This is a genomic window from Candidatus Pantoea gossypiicola, assembly GCF_008632075.1.
GTDB lineage: Bacteria > Pseudomonadota > Gammaproteobacteria > Enterobacterales > Enterobacteriaceae > Pantoea > Pantoea gossypiicola.
This window is the reverse complement of record NZ_VWVM01000002.1, coordinates 38,662-54,394: the sequence shown is the minus strand read 5'-3', so window position 1 is coordinate 54,394 and position 15,733 is coordinate 38,662. Positions and strand designations below refer to the sequence as shown.

At 55.1% G+C, this 15,733-nt stretch carries 18 protein-coding genes; 7 read left to right on the top strand and 11 right to left on the bottom strand.

Annotation, left to right across the window (positions count from 1 at the left end):
- Positions 1-298: 298 nt before the first annotated feature.
- Together cfa and punC are read right to left on the bottom strand one after the other, a co-directional pair.
- Positions 299-1,447, bottom strand: a complete 1,149-nt coding sequence (gene cfa, locus F3I20_RS02590) for a cyclopropane fatty acyl phospholipid synthase (RefSeq protein ID WP_150019307.1) — start codon at positions 1,445-1,447, stop codon at positions 299-301.
- 310 nt (positions 1,448-1,757) lie between these two features.
- Complete coding sequence (gene punC, locus F3I20_RS02585) at positions 1,758-2,960, bottom strand: purine nucleoside transporter PunC (RefSeq protein WP_150012840.1); 1,203 nt, start codon at positions 2,958-2,960, stop codon at positions 1,758-1,760.
- A gap of 107 nt (positions 2,961-3,067) precedes the next feature.
- Between punC and punR the strand changes: the two genes are divergently transcribed.
- Positions 3,068-3,973 carry a DNA-binding transcriptional activator PunR gene (gene punR, locus F3I20_RS02580; RefSeq protein WP_150012842.1) on the top strand — a complete coding sequence of 302 codons (906 nt, stop codon included), beginning with the start codon at positions 3,068-3,070 and terminating at the stop codon, positions 3,971-3,973.
- Here punR and purR read toward each other — a convergent pair.
- Positions 3,970-4,995 carry an HTH-type transcriptional repressor PurR gene (purR, locus tag F3I20_RS02575; RefSeq protein ID WP_150012844.1) on the bottom strand — a complete coding sequence of 342 codons (1,026 nt, stop codon included), beginning with the start codon at positions 4,993-4,995 and terminating at the stop codon, positions 3,970-3,972. The two genes, punR and purR, sit on opposite strands and share 4 nt — an antisense overlap.
- Before the next feature lie 281 nt (positions 4,996-5,276).
- Here purR and cydH point away from each other — a divergent pair, with 281 nt between their 5' ends.
- Positions 5,277-5,366: a cytochrome bd-I oxidase subunit CydH gene (gene cydH / locus F3I20_RS02570; protein WP_095707274.1), complete on the top strand. Its 90-nt coding sequence runs from the start codon at positions 5,277-5,279 to the stop codon at positions 5,364-5,366.
- A gap of 46 nt (positions 5,367-5,412) precedes the next feature.
- Here cydH and F3I20_RS02565 read toward each other — a convergent pair whose 3' ends face one another.
- On the bottom strand, positions 5,413-6,210 hold the full coding sequence (locus F3I20_RS02565; RefSeq protein ID WP_150012942.1) for a C40 family peptidase: 798 nt from the start codon (positions 6,208-6,210) through the stop codon (positions 5,413-5,415).
- A gap of 364 nt (positions 6,211-6,574) precedes the next feature.
- Here F3I20_RS02565 and F3I20_RS02560 point away from each other — a divergent pair, with 364 nt between their 5' ends.
- Complete coding sequence (locus tag F3I20_RS02560; RefSeq protein WP_179291196.1) at positions 6,575-6,910, top strand: Grx4 family monothiol glutaredoxin; 336 nt, start codon at positions 6,575-6,577, stop codon at positions 6,908-6,910.
- Between the two features lie 43 nt (positions 6,911-6,953).
- Here F3I20_RS02560 and rnt read toward each other — a convergent pair whose 3' ends face one another.
- The 4 genes from rnt to F3I20_RS02540 all read right to left on the bottom strand — a co-directional run bounded on the left by rnt (position 6,954) and on the right by F3I20_RS02540 (position 10,010).
- Positions 6,954-7,622 (bottom strand): ribonuclease T, encoded by a 669-nt coding sequence (gene rnt / locus F3I20_RS02555; RefSeq protein WP_150012846.1) that lies wholly within the window; start codon positions 7,620-7,622, stop codon positions 6,954-6,956.
- A gap of 119 nt (positions 7,623-7,741) precedes the next feature.
- Entirely contained in the window at positions 7,742-8,149 is a 408-nt protein-coding gene (gene gloA / locus F3I20_RS02550) for a lactoylglutathione lyase (RefSeq protein WP_010245580.1), read from the bottom strand.
- A gap of 116 nt (positions 8,150-8,265) precedes the next feature.
- Complete coding sequence (locus F3I20_RS02545; protein ID WP_150012848.1) at positions 8,266-9,363, bottom strand: alkene reductase; 1,098 nt, start codon at positions 9,361-9,363, stop codon at positions 8,266-8,268.
- A 50-nt stretch (positions 9,364-9,413) separates the two neighbouring features.
- Positions 9,414-10,010, bottom strand: coding sequence for a TetR/AcrR family transcriptional regulator (locus tag F3I20_RS02540; RefSeq protein ID WP_150012850.1), 597 nt, complete (start codon positions 10,008-10,010; stop codon positions 9,414-9,416).
- 174 nt (positions 10,011-10,184) lie between these two features.
- Between F3I20_RS02540 and F3I20_RS02535 the strand changes: the two genes are divergently transcribed.
- The 4 genes from F3I20_RS02535 to F3I20_RS02520 all read left to right on the top strand — a co-directional run bounded on the left by F3I20_RS02535 (position 10,185) and on the right by F3I20_RS02520 (position 12,589).
- The gene (locus F3I20_RS02535; protein WP_150012944.1) at positions 10,185-10,424 is read left to right on the top strand and encodes a DUF1289 domain-containing protein; all 240 of its coding nucleotides are present in this window, start codon (positions 10,185-10,187) and stop codon (positions 10,422-10,424) included.
- Positions 10,425-10,492: 68 nt separating this feature from the next.
- A complete protein-coding gene (locus tag F3I20_RS02530; RefSeq protein WP_150012852.1) occupies positions 10,493-11,389 on the top strand; it encodes an aldo/keto reductase in 897 nt (298 codons plus the stop codon).
- An 84-nt stretch (positions 11,390-11,473) separates the two neighbouring features.
- Positions 11,474-11,992 carry a superoxide dismutase family protein gene (sodC, locus tag F3I20_RS02525; RefSeq protein ID WP_150038024.1) on the top strand — a complete coding sequence of 173 codons (519 nt, stop codon included), beginning with the start codon at positions 11,474-11,476 and terminating at the stop codon, positions 11,990-11,992.
- Positions 11,993-12,121: 129 nt separating this feature from the next.
- Positions 12,122-12,589 (top strand): hypothetical protein, encoded by a 468-nt coding sequence (locus tag F3I20_RS02520; RefSeq protein WP_150012856.1) that lies wholly within the window; start codon positions 12,122-12,124, stop codon positions 12,587-12,589.
- On the opposite strand, the gene F3I20_RS02515 is transcribed toward F3I20_RS02520, so the two are convergent.
- Genes F3I20_RS02515 through F3I20_RS02505 form a run of 3 tightly spaced genes read right to left on the bottom strand, consistent with a single transcriptional unit; the run spans position 12,590 to position 15,686 of the window.
- On the bottom strand, positions 12,590-14,590 hold the full coding sequence (locus tag F3I20_RS02515; protein ID WP_150038025.1) for an FUSC family protein: 2,001 nt from the start codon (positions 14,588-14,590) through the stop codon (positions 12,590-12,592).
- Complete coding sequence (locus tag F3I20_RS02510; RefSeq protein WP_150038026.1) at positions 14,587-15,444, bottom strand: efflux RND transporter periplasmic adaptor subunit; 858 nt, start codon at positions 15,442-15,444, stop codon at positions 14,587-14,589. Before F3I20_RS02510 ends, F3I20_RS02515 begins: the two co-directional genes overlap by 4 nt.
- Before the next feature lie 5 nt (positions 15,445-15,449).
- A complete protein-coding gene (locus tag F3I20_RS02505) occupies positions 15,450-15,686 on the bottom strand; it encodes a DUF1656 domain-containing protein (protein WP_150012862.1) in 237 nt (78 codons plus the stop codon).
- Between the last annotated feature and the right edge of the window lie 47 nt (positions 15,687-15,733).

Below are 15,733 nucleotides of genomic sequence, written 5' to 3'. Positions count from 1 at the left end.
TCCAGTCCATGACACGCTCGGCCCGCGCGATGACGCACCTCATTTCTGAGGTGCGCCCGTAAACGGGCCAACGCGTTGCGTTGATCAAAAACGCTCCCGGCGTTTTTAGTACGCACCTCATCCCTGAGGTGCGCCCGTTGCCGGGCCAACACGTTGCGTTGTTCAAAAACGCTCCCGGCGTTTTTGTCACAGACGCGGGACGCTTTCCTCTTCTGACCCAGTTCCCTGCTCGTTAAACTTATTCGTTGCTGTGAGATTCAATATGATTTGGCATTCGCAGCGTTTACATGACAGAGCACTACCGCGCCACCCGTAATCCTCCCTCAATACCGCGACTGAACACAATCTGCCACAGCTGAATATCACGCGCGCGGAAGGCACCGGCACAGGCATTAAGGTAATAGGAGAACATCCGCTTGAAGCGTTCGCCATAGTTATCGGCCAGCTCCGGCCAGGCCTGCAAAAAGCGCTCATGCCAGGCCATCAGCGTTTTGTCGTAATCGGCCCCGAAGTTATGCCAGTCTTCCAGAATAAAATGCGGCTCGCTGGCATCCGCTACGTGACGCACCGAAGGCAGGCAGCCGTTAGGGAAGATATATTTGTCAATCCAGGGATCGACACTCATATCGGTTTTAATCGCGCCAATGGTGTGAAGAAGGAAAATACCGTCAGGTTTTAAATTACGATCGACCACATCAAAATAGGTGGCGTAATTCTTCGGCCCGACATGCTCGAACATGCCTACTGAAACGATGCGATCAAACTGCTCATTCAGATCGCGATAATCCTGCAACAGAATCGTGACATCTAATCCGCTACAGCGCTGCTGCGCCAGTTTCTGTTGTTCGGCGGAAATCGTCACGCCATGCACTTTGACGCCGTAATGACGTGCGGCAAATTCCGCGAGTCCGCCCCAGCCACAGCCGATATCCAACAGCGACATTCCGGGTTCCAGCGCTAATTTACGGCAAATCATATCCAGCTTGGCTTCCTGCGCTGTTGCCAGGGTCGTGGCCTCTTTCCAGTAGCCACAGGAATATTGCATATAGGGGTCAAGCATCCGTGAAAAGAGATCGTTACCCAGGTCGTAATGCTCTTTACCGACAATCCAGGCCCGCTTTTTCGACTGCAGATTGGTTAAGCGGGCAGCGGCGATGCGCAGCGTATCTTTAAAGTGATGCGGGAGTTGCTGATCGAGTTTATGTTTAAGCACCTGATGGAAGAAAATATCCAGCCGGTCGCACTCCCACCACCCATCCATATAGCTCTCGCCGAGCCCAAGCGATCCTTCCTGTAGAACACGCTTAAAAAAGCCGGGATGATTAATATGAATATCCCAGGGACGTGAACCATTAATTTCAATATCCGCTTTTTCCAGCATTTCGTGGACGATGCGATACCAATGGTTTTCTTCAGGACTCACTGCTTCTGCATAAGATGAACTCATAGCTTTTCCACCACCTGTCCAATCTGAACCTGAACAAAGAGTAGTCAATTTCGTCAGGCATTGAGAAACGGTACGGATGACTCCGCACAACGGTTGACTGTGTGATACAGAGGACTGCAATAGCCTGCAGCAGGTCGGTCAGGGTAAGAATAACGCGCGCAAATACCGTCCCGGCAACAGGGTACCAATCAGATTATTACGTTATTATATTGTTGATTTATTACAGATTTGTTGACCCGAATGAGTATATGCTCACGCGGGTCAATATTCAATGACTTATTGTTAGGAGGCTAACGAAAAAGTCAGTGTATCAGTGATTATCCTGGCAGGCAGGTTGCGGAGAGGCAACAACAGTTTGTGCGCTTGCGGTACGCTGCAGAGCGTAACCGAGTAGCGCCAGCAGAATCGTTACCGTCATTATCAGCGTAGTGGTAAACAGCGCCTGGGTTAATCCGGCAGAGACTGCCAGGCTTGCAGCAAAGCAGAGTCCGAGTTGTAAGGTGTTCTGCAATGCGGCTGCTTTACCGGTGGCGTGCGGGAAGGGCGTCAGCGCACTGGAAACCACAATCGGATAAATTGCGCCGTTAGCCAGCGCCATCCCACAGAACGGCACCATCAGGCTCACCAGCATGCTGTTGCCTGACAGTGCTACGGCAAACAGCGCCAGAATGCTCAGGCTGTAAATGCCCAGCAGCCACGGTAACAGCTGAGCGCCATGAAAGCGGTTGAGCATGGCGCGACAGCCGAATCCGCCAATCAAAAAGGCGAGCGTCTGGGGCACATAACTCAGGCCGATATCGGCGGGCGAAAGGCCCAGATCCGCCAGAATGAACGGCGAGCCGGTCAGCCAGGCAAAAAAACTGGCAGAACAGGCGGAGTAGATCAGCACGTTGCCGCTGTAGACCCGGGATTTCAACAGAGTGAGGAAGCCGGGCTGTGCTCCTTTTTCACGTGCTTCCGGGCGTACTGTGGGCAAACGCAGCGTGGTCAGAATCAACGCCACCGCAATCAGCGTCAGCACCAGGAAAATCGAACGCCAGTGGAAATGGCCGATCAGCCAGGCACCCAGCAACGGGGCCAGCGCCGGGGAGAGCGCAACCAGCGGCATAATCGTTGCAAAGACTTTGTTGGCGCGCGCGGCGGGGTAGCGATCCACTACCAGCGCCTGCCAGCTCACGGCCGCAGCACAGACGCCTATCGCCTGCACAAAGCGCAGCGTCAGCATCAGAGCAATATCATTCACCCACAACATGCCCGCACAGCCGACGCCAAACATGGCCAGTCCGGCCAGCAGTACGGGTTTACGGCCGATGCGATCGGAAAGCGGTCCCCAGAAGAGCTGACCTACGGCGAAGCCCGCCAGGAACAGACTCATACTGGCGCTGATCAGACCAGGCGAGGTGTTAAATGTTTGCTGCATCGCACCAAAGGCGGGCAGATACATGTCAGTGGCTAAAAAGCCGAGCATGCTCAGCAGGGCAAGATAGGGCATAAATCCTTTATTCGACAGCATCTCATTCTCATTTTTGCAGGATAAACGCGGCAGAGTGTAAAAGGTGCGTTTGCCGCTGTGAAACGGTAATATTTGCCGGTTGCTGTTAAAATTTTTGAAGGCAGATTATGTGGTCAGAATATGCATTAGAGGTCGTTGACGCGGTTGCCCGCGGAGGCAGCTTCAGCGCAGCCGCGCAGGAGCTGCATCGGGTACCTTCTGCCATCAGCTATACAGTGCGTCAGCTGGAGAACTGGCTGGCGGTGCCGCTGTTCGAACGCCAGCATCGTGAAGTGGTGCTGACGCCTGCAGGGGAGCATTTTGTCCGGGAAGGGCGCAGCGTCATCAAAAAAATGCTTGCCACACGGCGGCAGTGTCAGCAGCTGGCCAACGGCTGGCGCGGGCAGCTCAGCATTGCTGTTGACCGTATTGCCAAACCTCAGCGTACCCGACAGCTGGCCAAAGATTTCTATCGCCACTTCCCCGATATGGAACTGATCATCAGCTACGAAGTGTTTAACGGTGTCTGGGATGCACTGGCCGATGGCCGGGTGGAAGTCGCAATTGGTGCCACGCAGGCGATTCCGGTGGGGGGACGGTTTGCGTTTCGTGATATGGGTACGCTCAACTGGCGCTGCGTGGTCGCGCCCGATCATCCTCTGACGCAGGCGAGCAAGATAGATGACGACACGCTGCGTAGCTGGCCGTCCCTGGTACTGGAAGATACATCACGCGCACTACCGCGTCGAATGACATGGACGCTGGATAACCAGCGCAGGCTGGTGGTGCCGGAGTGGCAAACCGGACTGGAGTGCGTGCAGGCGGGCTTGTGCGTGGCGATGGTGCCGGGTCATCTGGCAAGGCCACTGCTCGACACTGGCGAGCTGGTGGAGCTGACGCTGCCGGTGGCATTTCCGGACAGTCCCTGTTGCGTTAGCTGGGCAGAGGATCGCGCATCACCGGCGACAGGCTGGTTGCTCAGCTATCTGGGTGATGCGCGAACGCTTAATCAGGAGTGGTTAAGCGAGGATTAGCGGCGATAGTCGCGGAACGGACCATCAGCTACTGAACGCCGCTCAATCAACGTCGGATGGACCTCAATCGTTTGTGACACTTCGCGCTTACTGGTAATGCGGTCGAGCAGCATATCCAGCGCCTTCTCACCCAACTGGGCTTTAGGCTGATGCACCGTGGTCAGGGCAGGGGCGAAATAGCGTGCGTTGCGCACATTATCATAACCGATAACCGAAATATCCTGCGGCACGCGCAGACCCATTTCGTCGGCGGCGCAAATGGCCCCCATCGCCATGATGTCGCCGCCGCAGAACACGGCGGTCGGGCGCTGCTTTTGCGACAGGATCTGCTGCATCGCCTGATAGCCCGACTCCGGCTCAAAGTCACCCTGCACAATCCACTCCGCGCGTGGCTGAATACCCGCTTCTTCCAGCGCCTTCAGGAAGCCGGCATGACGTCCGCCGCCGGTGTTACGCTCCATCTGACCGGGAATCGCACCAATATCACGGTGTCCACGTTCAATCAGATAGCGTCCCGCCAGATAGCCACCCTGGAAAGCATTATCCAGGACCGTGTCGGTGAAGTCTGCGCGCGATTCGCCCCAGTCCATCACCACCATCGGGATATTGCGGTTCTCTTCCAGCATCTGCAGCAGATCGTCCGGATACTCAGAGCACATCACCAGCAGGCCATCGACGCGCTTCTGCGCCATCATGCTGAGGTAGGCGCGCTGTTTTTGCAGGTCGTTATGCGCATTCCCCAGAATCAGCGTATAACCTTTATCAAAACAGTGATTTTCAACCGCCTCAATAATTTCAGCGAAATAGGGCGCTTCGCTGGACGTGGCAAGCAGACCCAGCGTCCTGGTGTGGTTTACTTTCAGGCTGCGCGCGACAGCGCTCGGCGAGTAGTGCAATTCTTTAATTGCCTGCCAGACCGCCTCGCGCGTCTCTTCAGCGACAAAGCGGGTTTTATTGATGACGTGCGAAACGGTGGTCGTTGAGACGCCAGCGCGTTTCGCCACATCTTTAATTGTTGCCATGAAAATCGGACTCCATTGCTTACCTAACTCTATGATAAGCGTAATGTTAAACGTTTGCGTCTTCTCAGGGAATTTTCCGCAAAAATACGGTTTTTCTGGCCGGTAAACAGGCTGCTGGCGGAGAAAAAACGCCTGAAAAGATGCGCAAACGGAATCAGGGTTGCGCGCGTTGCGCAACAAAGGCGGGATTCTAACAAGGCTGAACGGATAAAACGAGATTTTTACCAGGTCATGTGGGAAAATGCCATATCCCTACAAAGTGTGTGACTAAGGAGCAGGTAATGAGTACTGATTTGAAACTGGCTTTGATGACTACTGTCGGCTGTCTGCTGATGATTGTGGCCTTTAGTTTTACTGCCATTCTGCACTAATAAAAAAGCCGGGATTATCCCGGCTTTTTTCGAACTGTAGTGCTGATCAGCGAATGGTTTTCGGCGTCATCACACGACGCGCACCAATATAGTGGCGCTGCCAGTAGTCTTCCCCTAATGCACTGATCTGAATATCTTTGCCGGTACGTGGCGACTGAATAAACTTGCCATTGCCCAGGTAAACGCCGACGTGATCCGCAGTACCGCGGCCGTTAATGCGGAAGAAGACCAGATCGCCTTTCTCCAGCGATTCACGCTTGATTGGCGCAGCGTCACGCAGGTGATACATCTCGTTAGCGGTACGCGGGATCTTGAACTTCACCAGATCTTTATAGGCATACCAGACCAGACCGCTGCAATCGAAACCAGTATGTGGTGAGGTGCCGCCCCACAGATAAGGTTTACCCAGCTGTCCCATCAGCTTAGTCATCGCGGTTTCGCGCGCTTTCTGGTAGCGCTGACGGTGAGATTTGCTCATTTTAATCGTGCCAGGTTCGCTGGTGGTGACCTCAGCGGTTTTCAGCAGGCGCTGATGACCATAGCGTTTTTTTTCTTTATTTTTGCTGATACGGGCGGTTTTAAGCGAGGTCTTCTTAGCTGGCGTCTGTTGAGCAGTGAGTTCGACTTTTTTCTGTTTTTTCGTTTTAAGTTTTTGAACAGGGCTGAGGCGAGTTTTTTTGGTCACCGTTTTTACCTGGCGACGCTTGCGGCGCTCATCGTCGCGCGCGCTCTTTTTTTCTGCTTTATGCGTACTCACGTTCACCGGCGCGTGCGGGGAAGCAGCAGCGACGTTGAAAAACAGTTGCGCAAAGGCCAGCATGAAAAGCGTAATGATTAAACGCATAGTCCGTTGATTAGTTAAGTTGTCAGGGCCACTACGCACCGCGACAAAGTTGAGATTAATCTGATCCAGGATCAGTGCCCAGGCCATTCTAGTTCAGTTCTTTTAAAAACTGTAATGCCTTTTAATATTAATCTTTGCAATCTACGCAATCGCGCTGAAAATGAACATTTTCAGCGTCTTATATCAACGAAATTATTACGAATTATTAAACTGTTACCCGCTGTTAATAATCAGGCGTTCAGGCGTCCGGAAGCGGAACTTAACAATGATGGCGATTTAATCGGACAGCGGTAAAATCTCGTTTTCAGTCACGCTGCGAAGTCGCTACAATAAACAAACACGAAGTAACGAATTAAGGAAGGCAATTATGAGTACTGTAGAAAAAATTCAGCGCCAGATCGCAGAAAACCCGATCCTGCTGTACATGAAAGGTTCGCCGAAACTGCCAAGCTGCGGTTTCTCTGCACAGGCGGTGCAGGCACTGTCAGCCTGCGGTGAGCGTTTTGCTTACGTGGATATTCTGCAGAACCCGGACATTCGTGCAGAGCTGCCAAAGTATGCCAACTGGCCTACCTTCCCGCAGCTGTGGGTAGACGGTGAACTGGTCGGTGGATGCGATATCATCGTTGAGATGTTACAGCGTGGTGAACTGCAGTCGCTGATTAAAGAGACCGCAGAAAAGTTTAAAGAAGCAGAATAAAAAAAGGCCGACGCAATGTCGGCCTTTTTCGTTACGGCATCCCTTATGCGGAGGCGCAGGCGTCTGCGTCGCCCTCGGCAAAGGGGAGTGGCCAGCCGCCTAACCGTTTCCAGCGGTTTACCAGCTCGCAGAACAGTGTCGCTGTCTGCTGAGTGTCATACAGCGCAGAATGCGCCTGCGTACTGTCAAACTCCATTCCCGCCGCAATACAGGCTTTCGCCAGCACCGTCTGACCCAGCACCAGTCCGCTCAGCGCCGCGGTATCAAAGGTGGCAAACGGATGAAATGGATTGCGCTTCAGGCTGGCACGTTCTGCTGCTGCTGACATAAAGTTCAGGTCAAACGTGGCATTGTGGGCCACCATAATGGCGCGATTGCAGCCGCTGTCTTTAATGCCTTTGCGAACCATTTTGAAAATGGCATGCAGCGCCTCATATTCACTGACTGCGCCGCGCAGCGGATTATTCGGATCGATACCGGTAAAGGCCAGCGCTTCCGGATGCAAAAGCGAGCCGACAAAGGGTTCGACGTTGAAATGCAGCGTCTGGTCAATCTGAATCCATCCCTCTTCATCCATTTTCAGCGTGATAGCGGCAATCTCCAGTAACGCATCGGTTTGCGCATTGAAACCAGCGGTTTCAACGTCGATCACCACCGGATAGAAGCCACGGAAACGTTGATTGAGTGCATTAGGGGAATTCGATTCAGACATCAGGATCTCGTTGCAGGAAAAGGGCAGCGCGTATTATGGCAAAAAACAGGGCCGGGTGCAGCAGATGAAGCGCAGAGAAGGGATTCAGCCCACCTGTTCAGGCGGACTGAGAGGCAGGTTTAGTTGCCCAGGCCGTTACCGGCATCTTTGTTTTCGATCAGCTCGATTTTGTAACCATCGGGATCTTCAACAAAGGCAATAATGGTGGAGCCGCCTTTGACCGGGCCCGCTTCACGGGTCACGTTGCCGCCATCTTTGCGGATACGTTCGCAGGCTGCTGCTGCGTCATCGACGCCCAGCGCGATATGGCCATAAGCATCGCCGAGGTCATATTTGTCAACGCCCCAGTTGTAGGTCAGCTCGATCACAGCACCTTCGCTTTCGTCGGTGTAGCCCACGAATGCCAGGGTATATTTATATTCGGTGTTTTCGCTCTGACGCAGCACGCGCATGCCCAGCACGCGGGTGTAGAAATCGATTGAACGTTGCAGATCGCCAACGCGCAGCATGGTATGAAGTAAACGCATAACATCCTCTTTTAAATAAAACGCCATCGCCGGATGACCCAGGCGCTAAGTATAGCGACGAAAATCGCCATTGAATAATGGCTGCCGTCATCGTCCCGGACGGCAGCCCAAACGGATTACAGCGTCGGGTAGTCGATATAACCTTCCGCGCCGCCGCCGTAGAAGCTTTCCGGACGCTGTGGGTTGAGTGGGGCATCCTGCTGGAGACGCTCAACCAGATCCGGGTTAGCAATGTAATCACGACCAAACGCAACCGCATCGATCAGACCGCGACCAATCAAATCGTCCGCTTTCTCAACGGTGTAAGCACCGGCACCAATGATGGCACCCGGGAAGAGATCGCGTACTTTCTGACGGAATGCGTCGGTGTAAGGCTTGCCGCCGGCCCAGTCTGGTTCTGAGAGATGCAGATAGGCGATGTTGCGTTTTGCCAGCTCGCCGATGTACCACAGCGCTGCTTCTTCTTCGTCCGGACCGTTGTCCAGATTCTGGAAGCTGCCGATAGGCGAGACACGGATACCAATGCGATCGGCTGACCAGTTGGCGATCACCGCATCGACCACTTCCAGCGCAAAGCGACCGCGTTTTTCGATGCTGCCGCCATATTCGTCGGTGCGCTGGTTTGAACCCGGTGCCAGGAACTGGTGCATCAGGTAGCCGTGCGCGGAGTGCAGCTCAAGCAGGTCGAAGTCTGCTTCACGTGCGTTCGCCGCAGCCTGACCAAAATCAGCCACGATCTGCTGAATCTCTGGCACTGTCAGTTCGCGCGGTACAGACGTGTCTTCGCGATAGACGCTGCCATCTTCAGCACGCAGTGAGGTACGGGTACCCGCAGCAATGGCGGATGGTGCAACCGGTGCTTTGCCTTCCGGCTGTACGCTGTTATGAGAGATACGACCGGTGTGCCATAACTGCACTGCGGTATGACCGCCCGCCTGATGGACACCTTCGTTAATCGCTTTCCATGCCGCAATCTGCGGTTGAGTATGCAGGCCTGGCGCACCGGCATAGCCTTTTGCCTGGAAAGAGATTTGGGTCGCTTCAGTGATGATCAGACCAGCAGTGGCGCGCTGACGGTAATATTCCGCCATCATCGGGGTAGGGATGTCGCCAGGCTCAATGCTGCGCAGACGGGTCAGCGGTGCCATAAATACGCGGTTTGGGACGGTAATTGCGCCGACTTTCAGCGGACGAAACAGCTGGGTACTCGCCATAATAGCTCCTGATTAGTAGACCAGTCGTCTACAAACATGTTTTTTAAAAATCAGTGGCATTTAAGCCACTGTTCGATGGTACTCAGTGCCAGACGCAGTGGCTGCGCCTCGCGGGAAATTTTACTCTGCAGGCTGGCACCCAGCCACAGCAGCGACAGTAACTCAGCCATCTGCGCGGGGGGATGCGGCAGGCTCAGTGACTCCTGCTGCTCTGCGGCAACCAGCGTCCGGGCATAGATCGCGGTAATCTTTGCTGCACCTTGCTGCAGTGCATCACGCATCGGCTCTGAAAGGTCGCAGACCTCCGCAGAAACTTTCACGCCCAGACAACCGACAATATGTCCCTGCTGCACAAACAGCTCAACGGCAGCACGAAAATGGTTAAGCAGACGTTCACGCGGCGTGCCGTCTGTCTGGTTGAGCTGTAACTCAACATCCTGCAGATAACGCACAAAGTAGCGTTCCAGTAACGCCACGCCAAACGCCTCTTTAGATCGGAAGTAGTAGTAGAAGGAGCCTTTGGGCACCGCCGCCTGCGTCAGCAGTTCGCTGAGTCCCATTCCGGTAAAGCCGCGTTGCAGACAGAGCTGTTCACCTGTCTGGAGCAGGTGTTCGCGGGTTTCGTTGCGTTGTAGCGTCTTATTCATGGCAGAGAGAGTAGTAGACCGGTTGGTCTAATGCAACGCTGCACCGTACATTTGGCACAGAGTGTTCACTCACCCGTGAGAGAAAAGGATAATTCTGACGGGGCATAGCTTAATTCCTGCGCATCCAGGCTACGCTTTTTACTGGTCTGTTTATTCTGTTAATCCGGAGTCATGGTGGCCGAGCAGCTTGAGTTTTTCCCGGTTCCCAGCCCCTGTCGCGGCATCTGCCAGACGGATGCGCGCGGCTACTGCCTGGGATGTTTACGCAGCCGCGATGAGCGGTTTAACTGGCTTCGCTTCAGCGATGCGCAAAAGCGGGAGGTCATTCGTCTCTGTCAGCAGCGTCGTCTGCGCCTGCTGCGGCAGCAGAAAAGCGACGAGCCACCAGAGCCACAACAGCCGGAGTTATTCTGACGACTTTCCGCTTTCCGTTATACTCTCTGACACATTAATTACAGCCAACGCGCAACAGGGAGAACGTCATGTCAGAACTGCAAGCCATCGCTTTACAGGGCCCCGATTTTTCACCGCTGGTTATGGGGTACTGGCGTCTGATGGAGTGGGGCATGTCGCCGCAGGAGCGGGTTGCGTTTATTGAGCACCATCTGAGGCTTGGCATTACCACCGTTGATCATGCGGACATTTACGGCGACTACCAATGTGAGGCAGCTTTTGGTGAGGCGCTGAAGCTGGCTCCCGGACTGCGCGATCGGCTACAGATTGTGACCAAATGCGGCATCGCCACCCGCGCCCGGCCTGAGCATCATATTGGGCACTACATTACCGACAAAAATCATATCGTGCAGAGTGCTGAAAACTCGCTTCGCCATTTCCATACCGATCGTCTCGATCTGCTGCTGATCCATCGCCCCGATCCGCTGATGGCGGCTGACGAAGTAGCTGAAGCCTTTATGGCACTTCATCAAAGCGGAAAAGTGCTGCATTTTGGCGTCTCGAATTTCACGCCATCCCAGTTTTCACTGCTGCAATCGCGTCTGCCGTTCTCGCTGGTCACTAACCAGCTGGAGATTTCACCCGTGCAGCAAAGCGTGCTGCTGGATGGATCCCTGGATCAGTGCCAGCAACTGCGCATTCGTCCGATGGCATGGTCCTGTCTCGGCGGCGGCCGTCTGTTTAACGATCCTCACTTCCAGCCACTGCGTAACGAACTGGAGGTGGTGCGGCAGGAAACCGGTGCGACCAGTCTGGAACAGGTGGTTTATGCCTGGATACTGATGCTGCCGTCGCAACCGTTGCCCATCATTGGTTCAGGCAAAGCTGCGCGGGTCACTGAAGCCGCCGGGTCACTGAATTTATCCCTGTCCCGGCAGCAGTGGTTCCGTATTCGCAAAGCGGCGCTGGGATTTGATGTTCCCTGAAGCGTAAAACTGCGTCAATCTTCGGCAAAATAGTGCAACAGCGGCCAGACTTATCTCAAACCCTGGGAGACAAATGGAGACACCATGAAAATGAAAGCAGTTGCGCTTTTTGCACTAATCGCCTGCGGCTCAGCGCAGGCTGCCAGTGAGCAGGTTACGATCCATCAGGTTACCGCTGAAGGGATTGGAAAATCGCTGGGTACCGTTAAGATTGACGAGACCCGGTATGGTCTGCAGTTTACGCCGGATCTGCAGGGACTTAAGCCAGGCATTCACGGTTTTCATGTTCATGCTAAAGGCAGCTGTGAGCCAGGCGAATCTGAAGGCAAAGTGGTCGCCGCCGGTGCGGCTGGCGGTCACCTTGATCCGGCGAACAGCGGCAAACATCTGGGGCCTTATGCTGAAGGTCACCTGGGCGACCTGCCCGCGATTTATGTTGATGAGAAAGGCAACGCCACCTATCCGGTGCTGGCACCACGGCTGAAGTCCTTAAAAGAGATCAAAGGTAAAGCACTGATGGTGCATGCCGGCGGGGATAATCATGCCGATCATCCTGCACCGCTGGGCGGCGGCGGGGCGCGTTATGCCTGCGGCGTTATCTGAATTACCGGGCGGCAGGCGATAGCCGCCCTTTTTTATCCCGCCTGTTTATGAATTGTTATACCATCCCCGTCATTTCCACCCTATGATATTGATTCAGGTAAGAAAGCGTGATGGGGAAGGAGCAGGAAAATGAAATTCAAGGGCGCATTACTGCTGTGTCTGCTGCTGGTGGGATGCGATAAACCCAATGATACGCAACTGGTCACTGAAACCGGACGGGAACTTCAGCGCACCATTGATACCAGCAAGATGCGTGTCACCTGTGAAAAGATCGCCAAAGGTCGTGAATGGCTCAGCCGCAACATGGTGCGCAAGCTGGAAGCGCAGGGGTGCGATCAGGTCTTTCGCAGTGCCACTGAAACCAATTTCACTGACACCACGATCTATCGCCGCACCATGACCATGGTGTGCGGTGGCATTCACGGTCAGAGTTTTACCGGCAGCGAACTGACACGCCGTTTTATCTTCTCACCTGATGAGAAAGCGCTGGTGATTGAACCGATGACCGAGATGGATAAAACCCGCTTCGAGGGCCACAAAACGCTGCAACAGCTGCAGGATGATTTTAACCGGCAGCAACAGCAATACTGCCAGTAATTACGCTGGCACAGCCTGCTTCAGCTGGGCCAGCGAACAGCGTAACCGCCAGATAATCCCCGCCAGTTCGCTGGCTTCGTTGTTCTCCAGTGCCAGCAACGCGGTAATCGTCGCTTCCAGTTCCGACAGCATCTGATCCAGTGAATTGTGCCGTACGCCGCGGCTGCTCATAATCTGCTGTAAATTCTGCAGGCTGTTATCGCGAAATGTCATCAGCGTTACCGAACTGGCACGCCATTCACGTAACTGCCAGACGATATGCGAACAGTTGAGCAGCACCACGCCCCAGCGCAGAAGCCAGACGCGCGCCTGCTCATCCCGGCTATGGCTGAGCTGGCTGATGCGATGATAAATCTGCGATTCAAAGCGGCTCTCGCTGAGCCGTGGCCGTTGCCGCAGCTGATCGAGAAACGCCAGCCGCAGCGCCCGGATATGCCGCCGGCTGCGCCGTGCATCGGAGCTGGGCCGCAGAATCTGAAACGCCAGCCAGGCGAGCAGCACCCCGCAGACTTTGGCGATGTTATCGTTAAAAAAGTCCTGATAATCCCAGGTGGGCGGGTTCGTCACCGCGATAAACGAGCCCATAAATACGATGAACTGCCCCCACATCCCGGCGCGCTGTTTCTGCTGCAGCTTGAAGAGTTGCAGCGTCACCAGCAGCGGAAACAAAAACAGTAAAAACGGCCATAGCTGACCGATCTGCACCATCAGGCCAAACTTCATCACAAAACTAAATGCAAACAGCCACAGCAGCGTTTTCAGCAGCAGCGTGACGCTGCCGCCAGGTGAGGGGGCAGAGGCATAGAGCACGCAGGCAATGGCGGTAAGAGTGAGCGCCGAGGCACCGGAAGACCATTGCGTGTTAATCCAGAAGGCGCAGCCCAGTACAATCACACAGAAAGTGCGCAGGGCGCTCCAGCCCGCTTCGGCACTGTCACTGTCACGCGCCAGCGCCGGAACCGGCGGCGGCTGAAAGCGGGTATCGGCATCGGCGCGCTCCAGCAGACGGATCCAGCGCAGCACGTTGAGGTACATCCAGCAGAAGTAGCGCAGCCGCTGACAAAAGGCACGCTGCCGGTAGTCCCCATCTGCCGCAGGCGTCACGCTGCGCAGAATTTGCGCCAGACGATATTTATCACACGCCGGTTTTGCCAGCTCCGCCAGCAGTTGTTGCACTGCCTCAAACAGCGCCTCAGGCGCGTCGGGCCAGTTCAGCAGCATGCGGCGCAGGCTGGAGAGCACGCTGGTAAGTCGTAGCTGCTGGTGCAGCACATAGTTCAGGACGTTGTTCTGTCGGCGAAAACGGTAATGGCTCCAGAACGCCTGAATCCGCAGCAGGTTCATGGTCAGGATCTGGCTGATGACGTTTTCATGTGCGGTGCGAATAGTGTCGCTGGCCGAGGGCTGCAGCAGTAATAGCGCATGTTCGAGCAATCGCGCATGCATCTGCTTCAGTGAGGTAATCAGCGTTTCGCCGTCGGAGGTGCTCGGCAGCACCATCATCATCAAACCGGCGCACAGAATACCGGAGATCACCTCACAGACGCGTGCCTGGGCGATGGTCCACAATGAGGTGATATCAGTGATATTGACGCTGCTGAAGGCGATAATAGCGGCGGTGTAGCCCGCCAGCGAAAAGGCGTAGGCGACGTTGTTCTGGTAGTGGTTTGCAATGCCAGTGCAGAGCGCGAGCCAGCCGGCAATCGCAAAGGTAAACAGCCGGGGTTCATTCAGGGTATGTCCGGCAATCAGCAGGGCGGCGCTGGCCCCGAGCAGACTGCCGACGATGCGGCCCAGACTTTTACTGATTGCGCCGCCCACGGTAGGAAAGCTGATTACGGCGGCAGAGGTCATCGCCCAGTAAGGCTCATCAAGATCCAACCCATAGGCGATGCTCAGCGCCAGACACATCGCGATAGCATTTCGCAACGCATAGCGCCACTGACCGGCGTTCGCCTTAATCCAGGGCAGTTGATCCCAGGCCAGCCACTGAAAATTCATGGCTGAATGGTGATGGTGCAGCTGGTGCCGGCCACCAGATCGGCATCAGCCGGTAGCGTATCGAGACGAATGCGCACAGGCACCCGCTGCGCCAGCCGCACCCAGGGCACATTGGGTTTGATATCGGGTACCAGGCCGCTGTCAGTCTCAATGCTCTGGTCATAGATAGCGCGGCCAATGCTGTCCACCTGGCCCTGCAGCCGCATGCCATTACTGTAGAGCACCACCTGAGCCGCCGCCCCGGTGTGAATATGGCGCAGCTTGGTCTCTTCGAAATAACCCATAACGTAGTAAGAGTGACTGTCGACCAGCGCAAACAGGGGCGATCCCGCCGTCGCATAGTTGCCGGGACGAAGCGTAAGATTCGTGATCCAGCCATCTGTCGGTGCGGTCAGTGTCGTCTGCTGCAGATTCCAGCGCGCCCGCTCCAGCTCCGCCTGTGCGGCTTTGGCACTGGCGGCGGCGGCTTCCGCGCTTAAGCGCGCCGCATCGAGATCCTCAGCGGAGATGATGTTGCGCGGCAGGCTGCTGCGCCGGTTATATTCATGCTGCGCTTTCGCCAGGTCCGCCTGCGCTTTGCTAAGCTGAGCGGCAGCGTTGTCGAGTGCAATCTGCCATGGCACCGGGTCCAGCGTTAACAGCAGCTGGCCCTGATGCACGAACTGATTATCTTTGACCTTCAGCTGCGTAATCCGGCCCGACACCTGAGGCGTGATATCCACCAGCTCTGCCCGTACTTTCCCGTCACGCGTCCAGGACGACTGCATGTAGTAGTTCCACAGCCAGCCAGCAGCCAGCAGCGCCAGCGCAAAAACAATCAGCGTTGAGAAATATTTTATCGCGTTAAATTTCATATCGATTATCCGTGACCGATAAGCCAGAGTGCGGCGGTAACGCACAGCACAAACAGGGAGAGATCAAACAGGGTGGGATGCCAGACATCACCGGAGTAGATCCAGCCGCGCACCAGCGGGTGAATCAGCAGCCAGAAAAAGAAGCCGAGCAGTACCGCTTTGAATATCGGGGGGAAAAAAAGCGAGGCGCCCACGACCAGTTCGGTTAGCGGTTTCGCACCTGAAAAAGCAGGAGTGATCACGTGATAACATCCTTCGTTAACCCAAACGGCAGACTGAACGCGCTACC

What these genes read in the sequence shown, in the direction of transcription:
- cfa (WP_150019307.1), bottom strand. Translation starts at nt 1,447, where the DNA reads ATGAGTTCATCTTATGCAGAAGCAGTGAGTCCTGAAGAAAACCATTGG.
- punC (WP_150012840.1), bottom strand. Translation starts at nt 2,960, where the DNA reads ATGCTGTCGAATAAAGGATTTATGCCCTATCTTGCCCTGCTGAGCATG.
- punR (WP_150012842.1), top strand. Translation starts at nt 3,068, where the DNA reads ATGTGGTCAGAATATGCATTAGAGGTCGTTGACGCGGTTGCCCGCGGA.
- purR (WP_150012844.1), bottom strand. Translation starts at nt 4,995, where the DNA reads ATGGCAACAATTAAAGATGTGGCGAAACGCGCTGGCGTCTCAACGACC.
- cydH (WP_095707274.1), top strand. Translation starts at nt 5,277, where the DNA reads ATGAGTACTGATTTGAAACTGGCTTTGATGACTACTGTCGGCTGTCTG.
- F3I20_RS02565 (WP_150012942.1), bottom strand. Translation starts at nt 6,210, where the DNA reads ATGCGTTTAATCATTACGCTTTTCATGCTGGCCTTTGCGCAACTGTTT.
- rnt (WP_150012846.1), bottom strand. Translation starts at nt 7,622, where the DNA reads ATGTCTGAATCGAATTCCCCTAATGCACTCAATCAACGTTTCCGTGGC.
- gloA (WP_010245580.1), bottom strand. Translation starts at nt 8,149, where the DNA reads ATGCGTTTACTTCATACCATGCTGCGCGTTGGCGATCTGCAACGTTCA.
- F3I20_RS02545 (WP_150012848.1), bottom strand. Translation starts at nt 9,363, where the DNA reads ATGGCGAGTACCCAGCTGTTTCGTCCGCTGAAAGTCGGCGCAATTACC.
- F3I20_RS02540 (WP_150012850.1), bottom strand. Translation starts at nt 10,010, where the DNA reads ATGAATAAGACGCTACAACGCAACGAAACCCGCGAACACCTGCTCCAG.
- F3I20_RS02530 (WP_150012852.1), top strand. Translation starts at nt 10,493, where the DNA reads ATGTCAGAACTGCAAGCCATCGCTTTACAGGGCCCCGATTTTTCACCG.
- sodC (WP_150038024.1), top strand. Translation starts at nt 11,474, where the DNA reads ATGAAAATGAAAGCAGTTGCGCTTTTTGCACTAATCGCCTGCGGCTCA.
- F3I20_RS02520 (WP_150012856.1), top strand. Translation starts at nt 12,122, where the DNA reads ATGAAATTCAAGGGCGCATTACTGCTGTGTCTGCTGCTGGTGGGATGC.
- F3I20_RS02515 (WP_150038025.1), bottom strand. Translation starts at nt 14,590, where the DNA reads ATGAATTTTCAGTGGCTGGCCTGGGATCAACTGCCCTGGATTAAGGCG.
- F3I20_RS02510 (WP_150038026.1), bottom strand. Translation starts at nt 15,444, where the DNA reads ATGAAATTTAACGCGATAAAATATTTCTCAACGCTGATTGTTTTTGCG.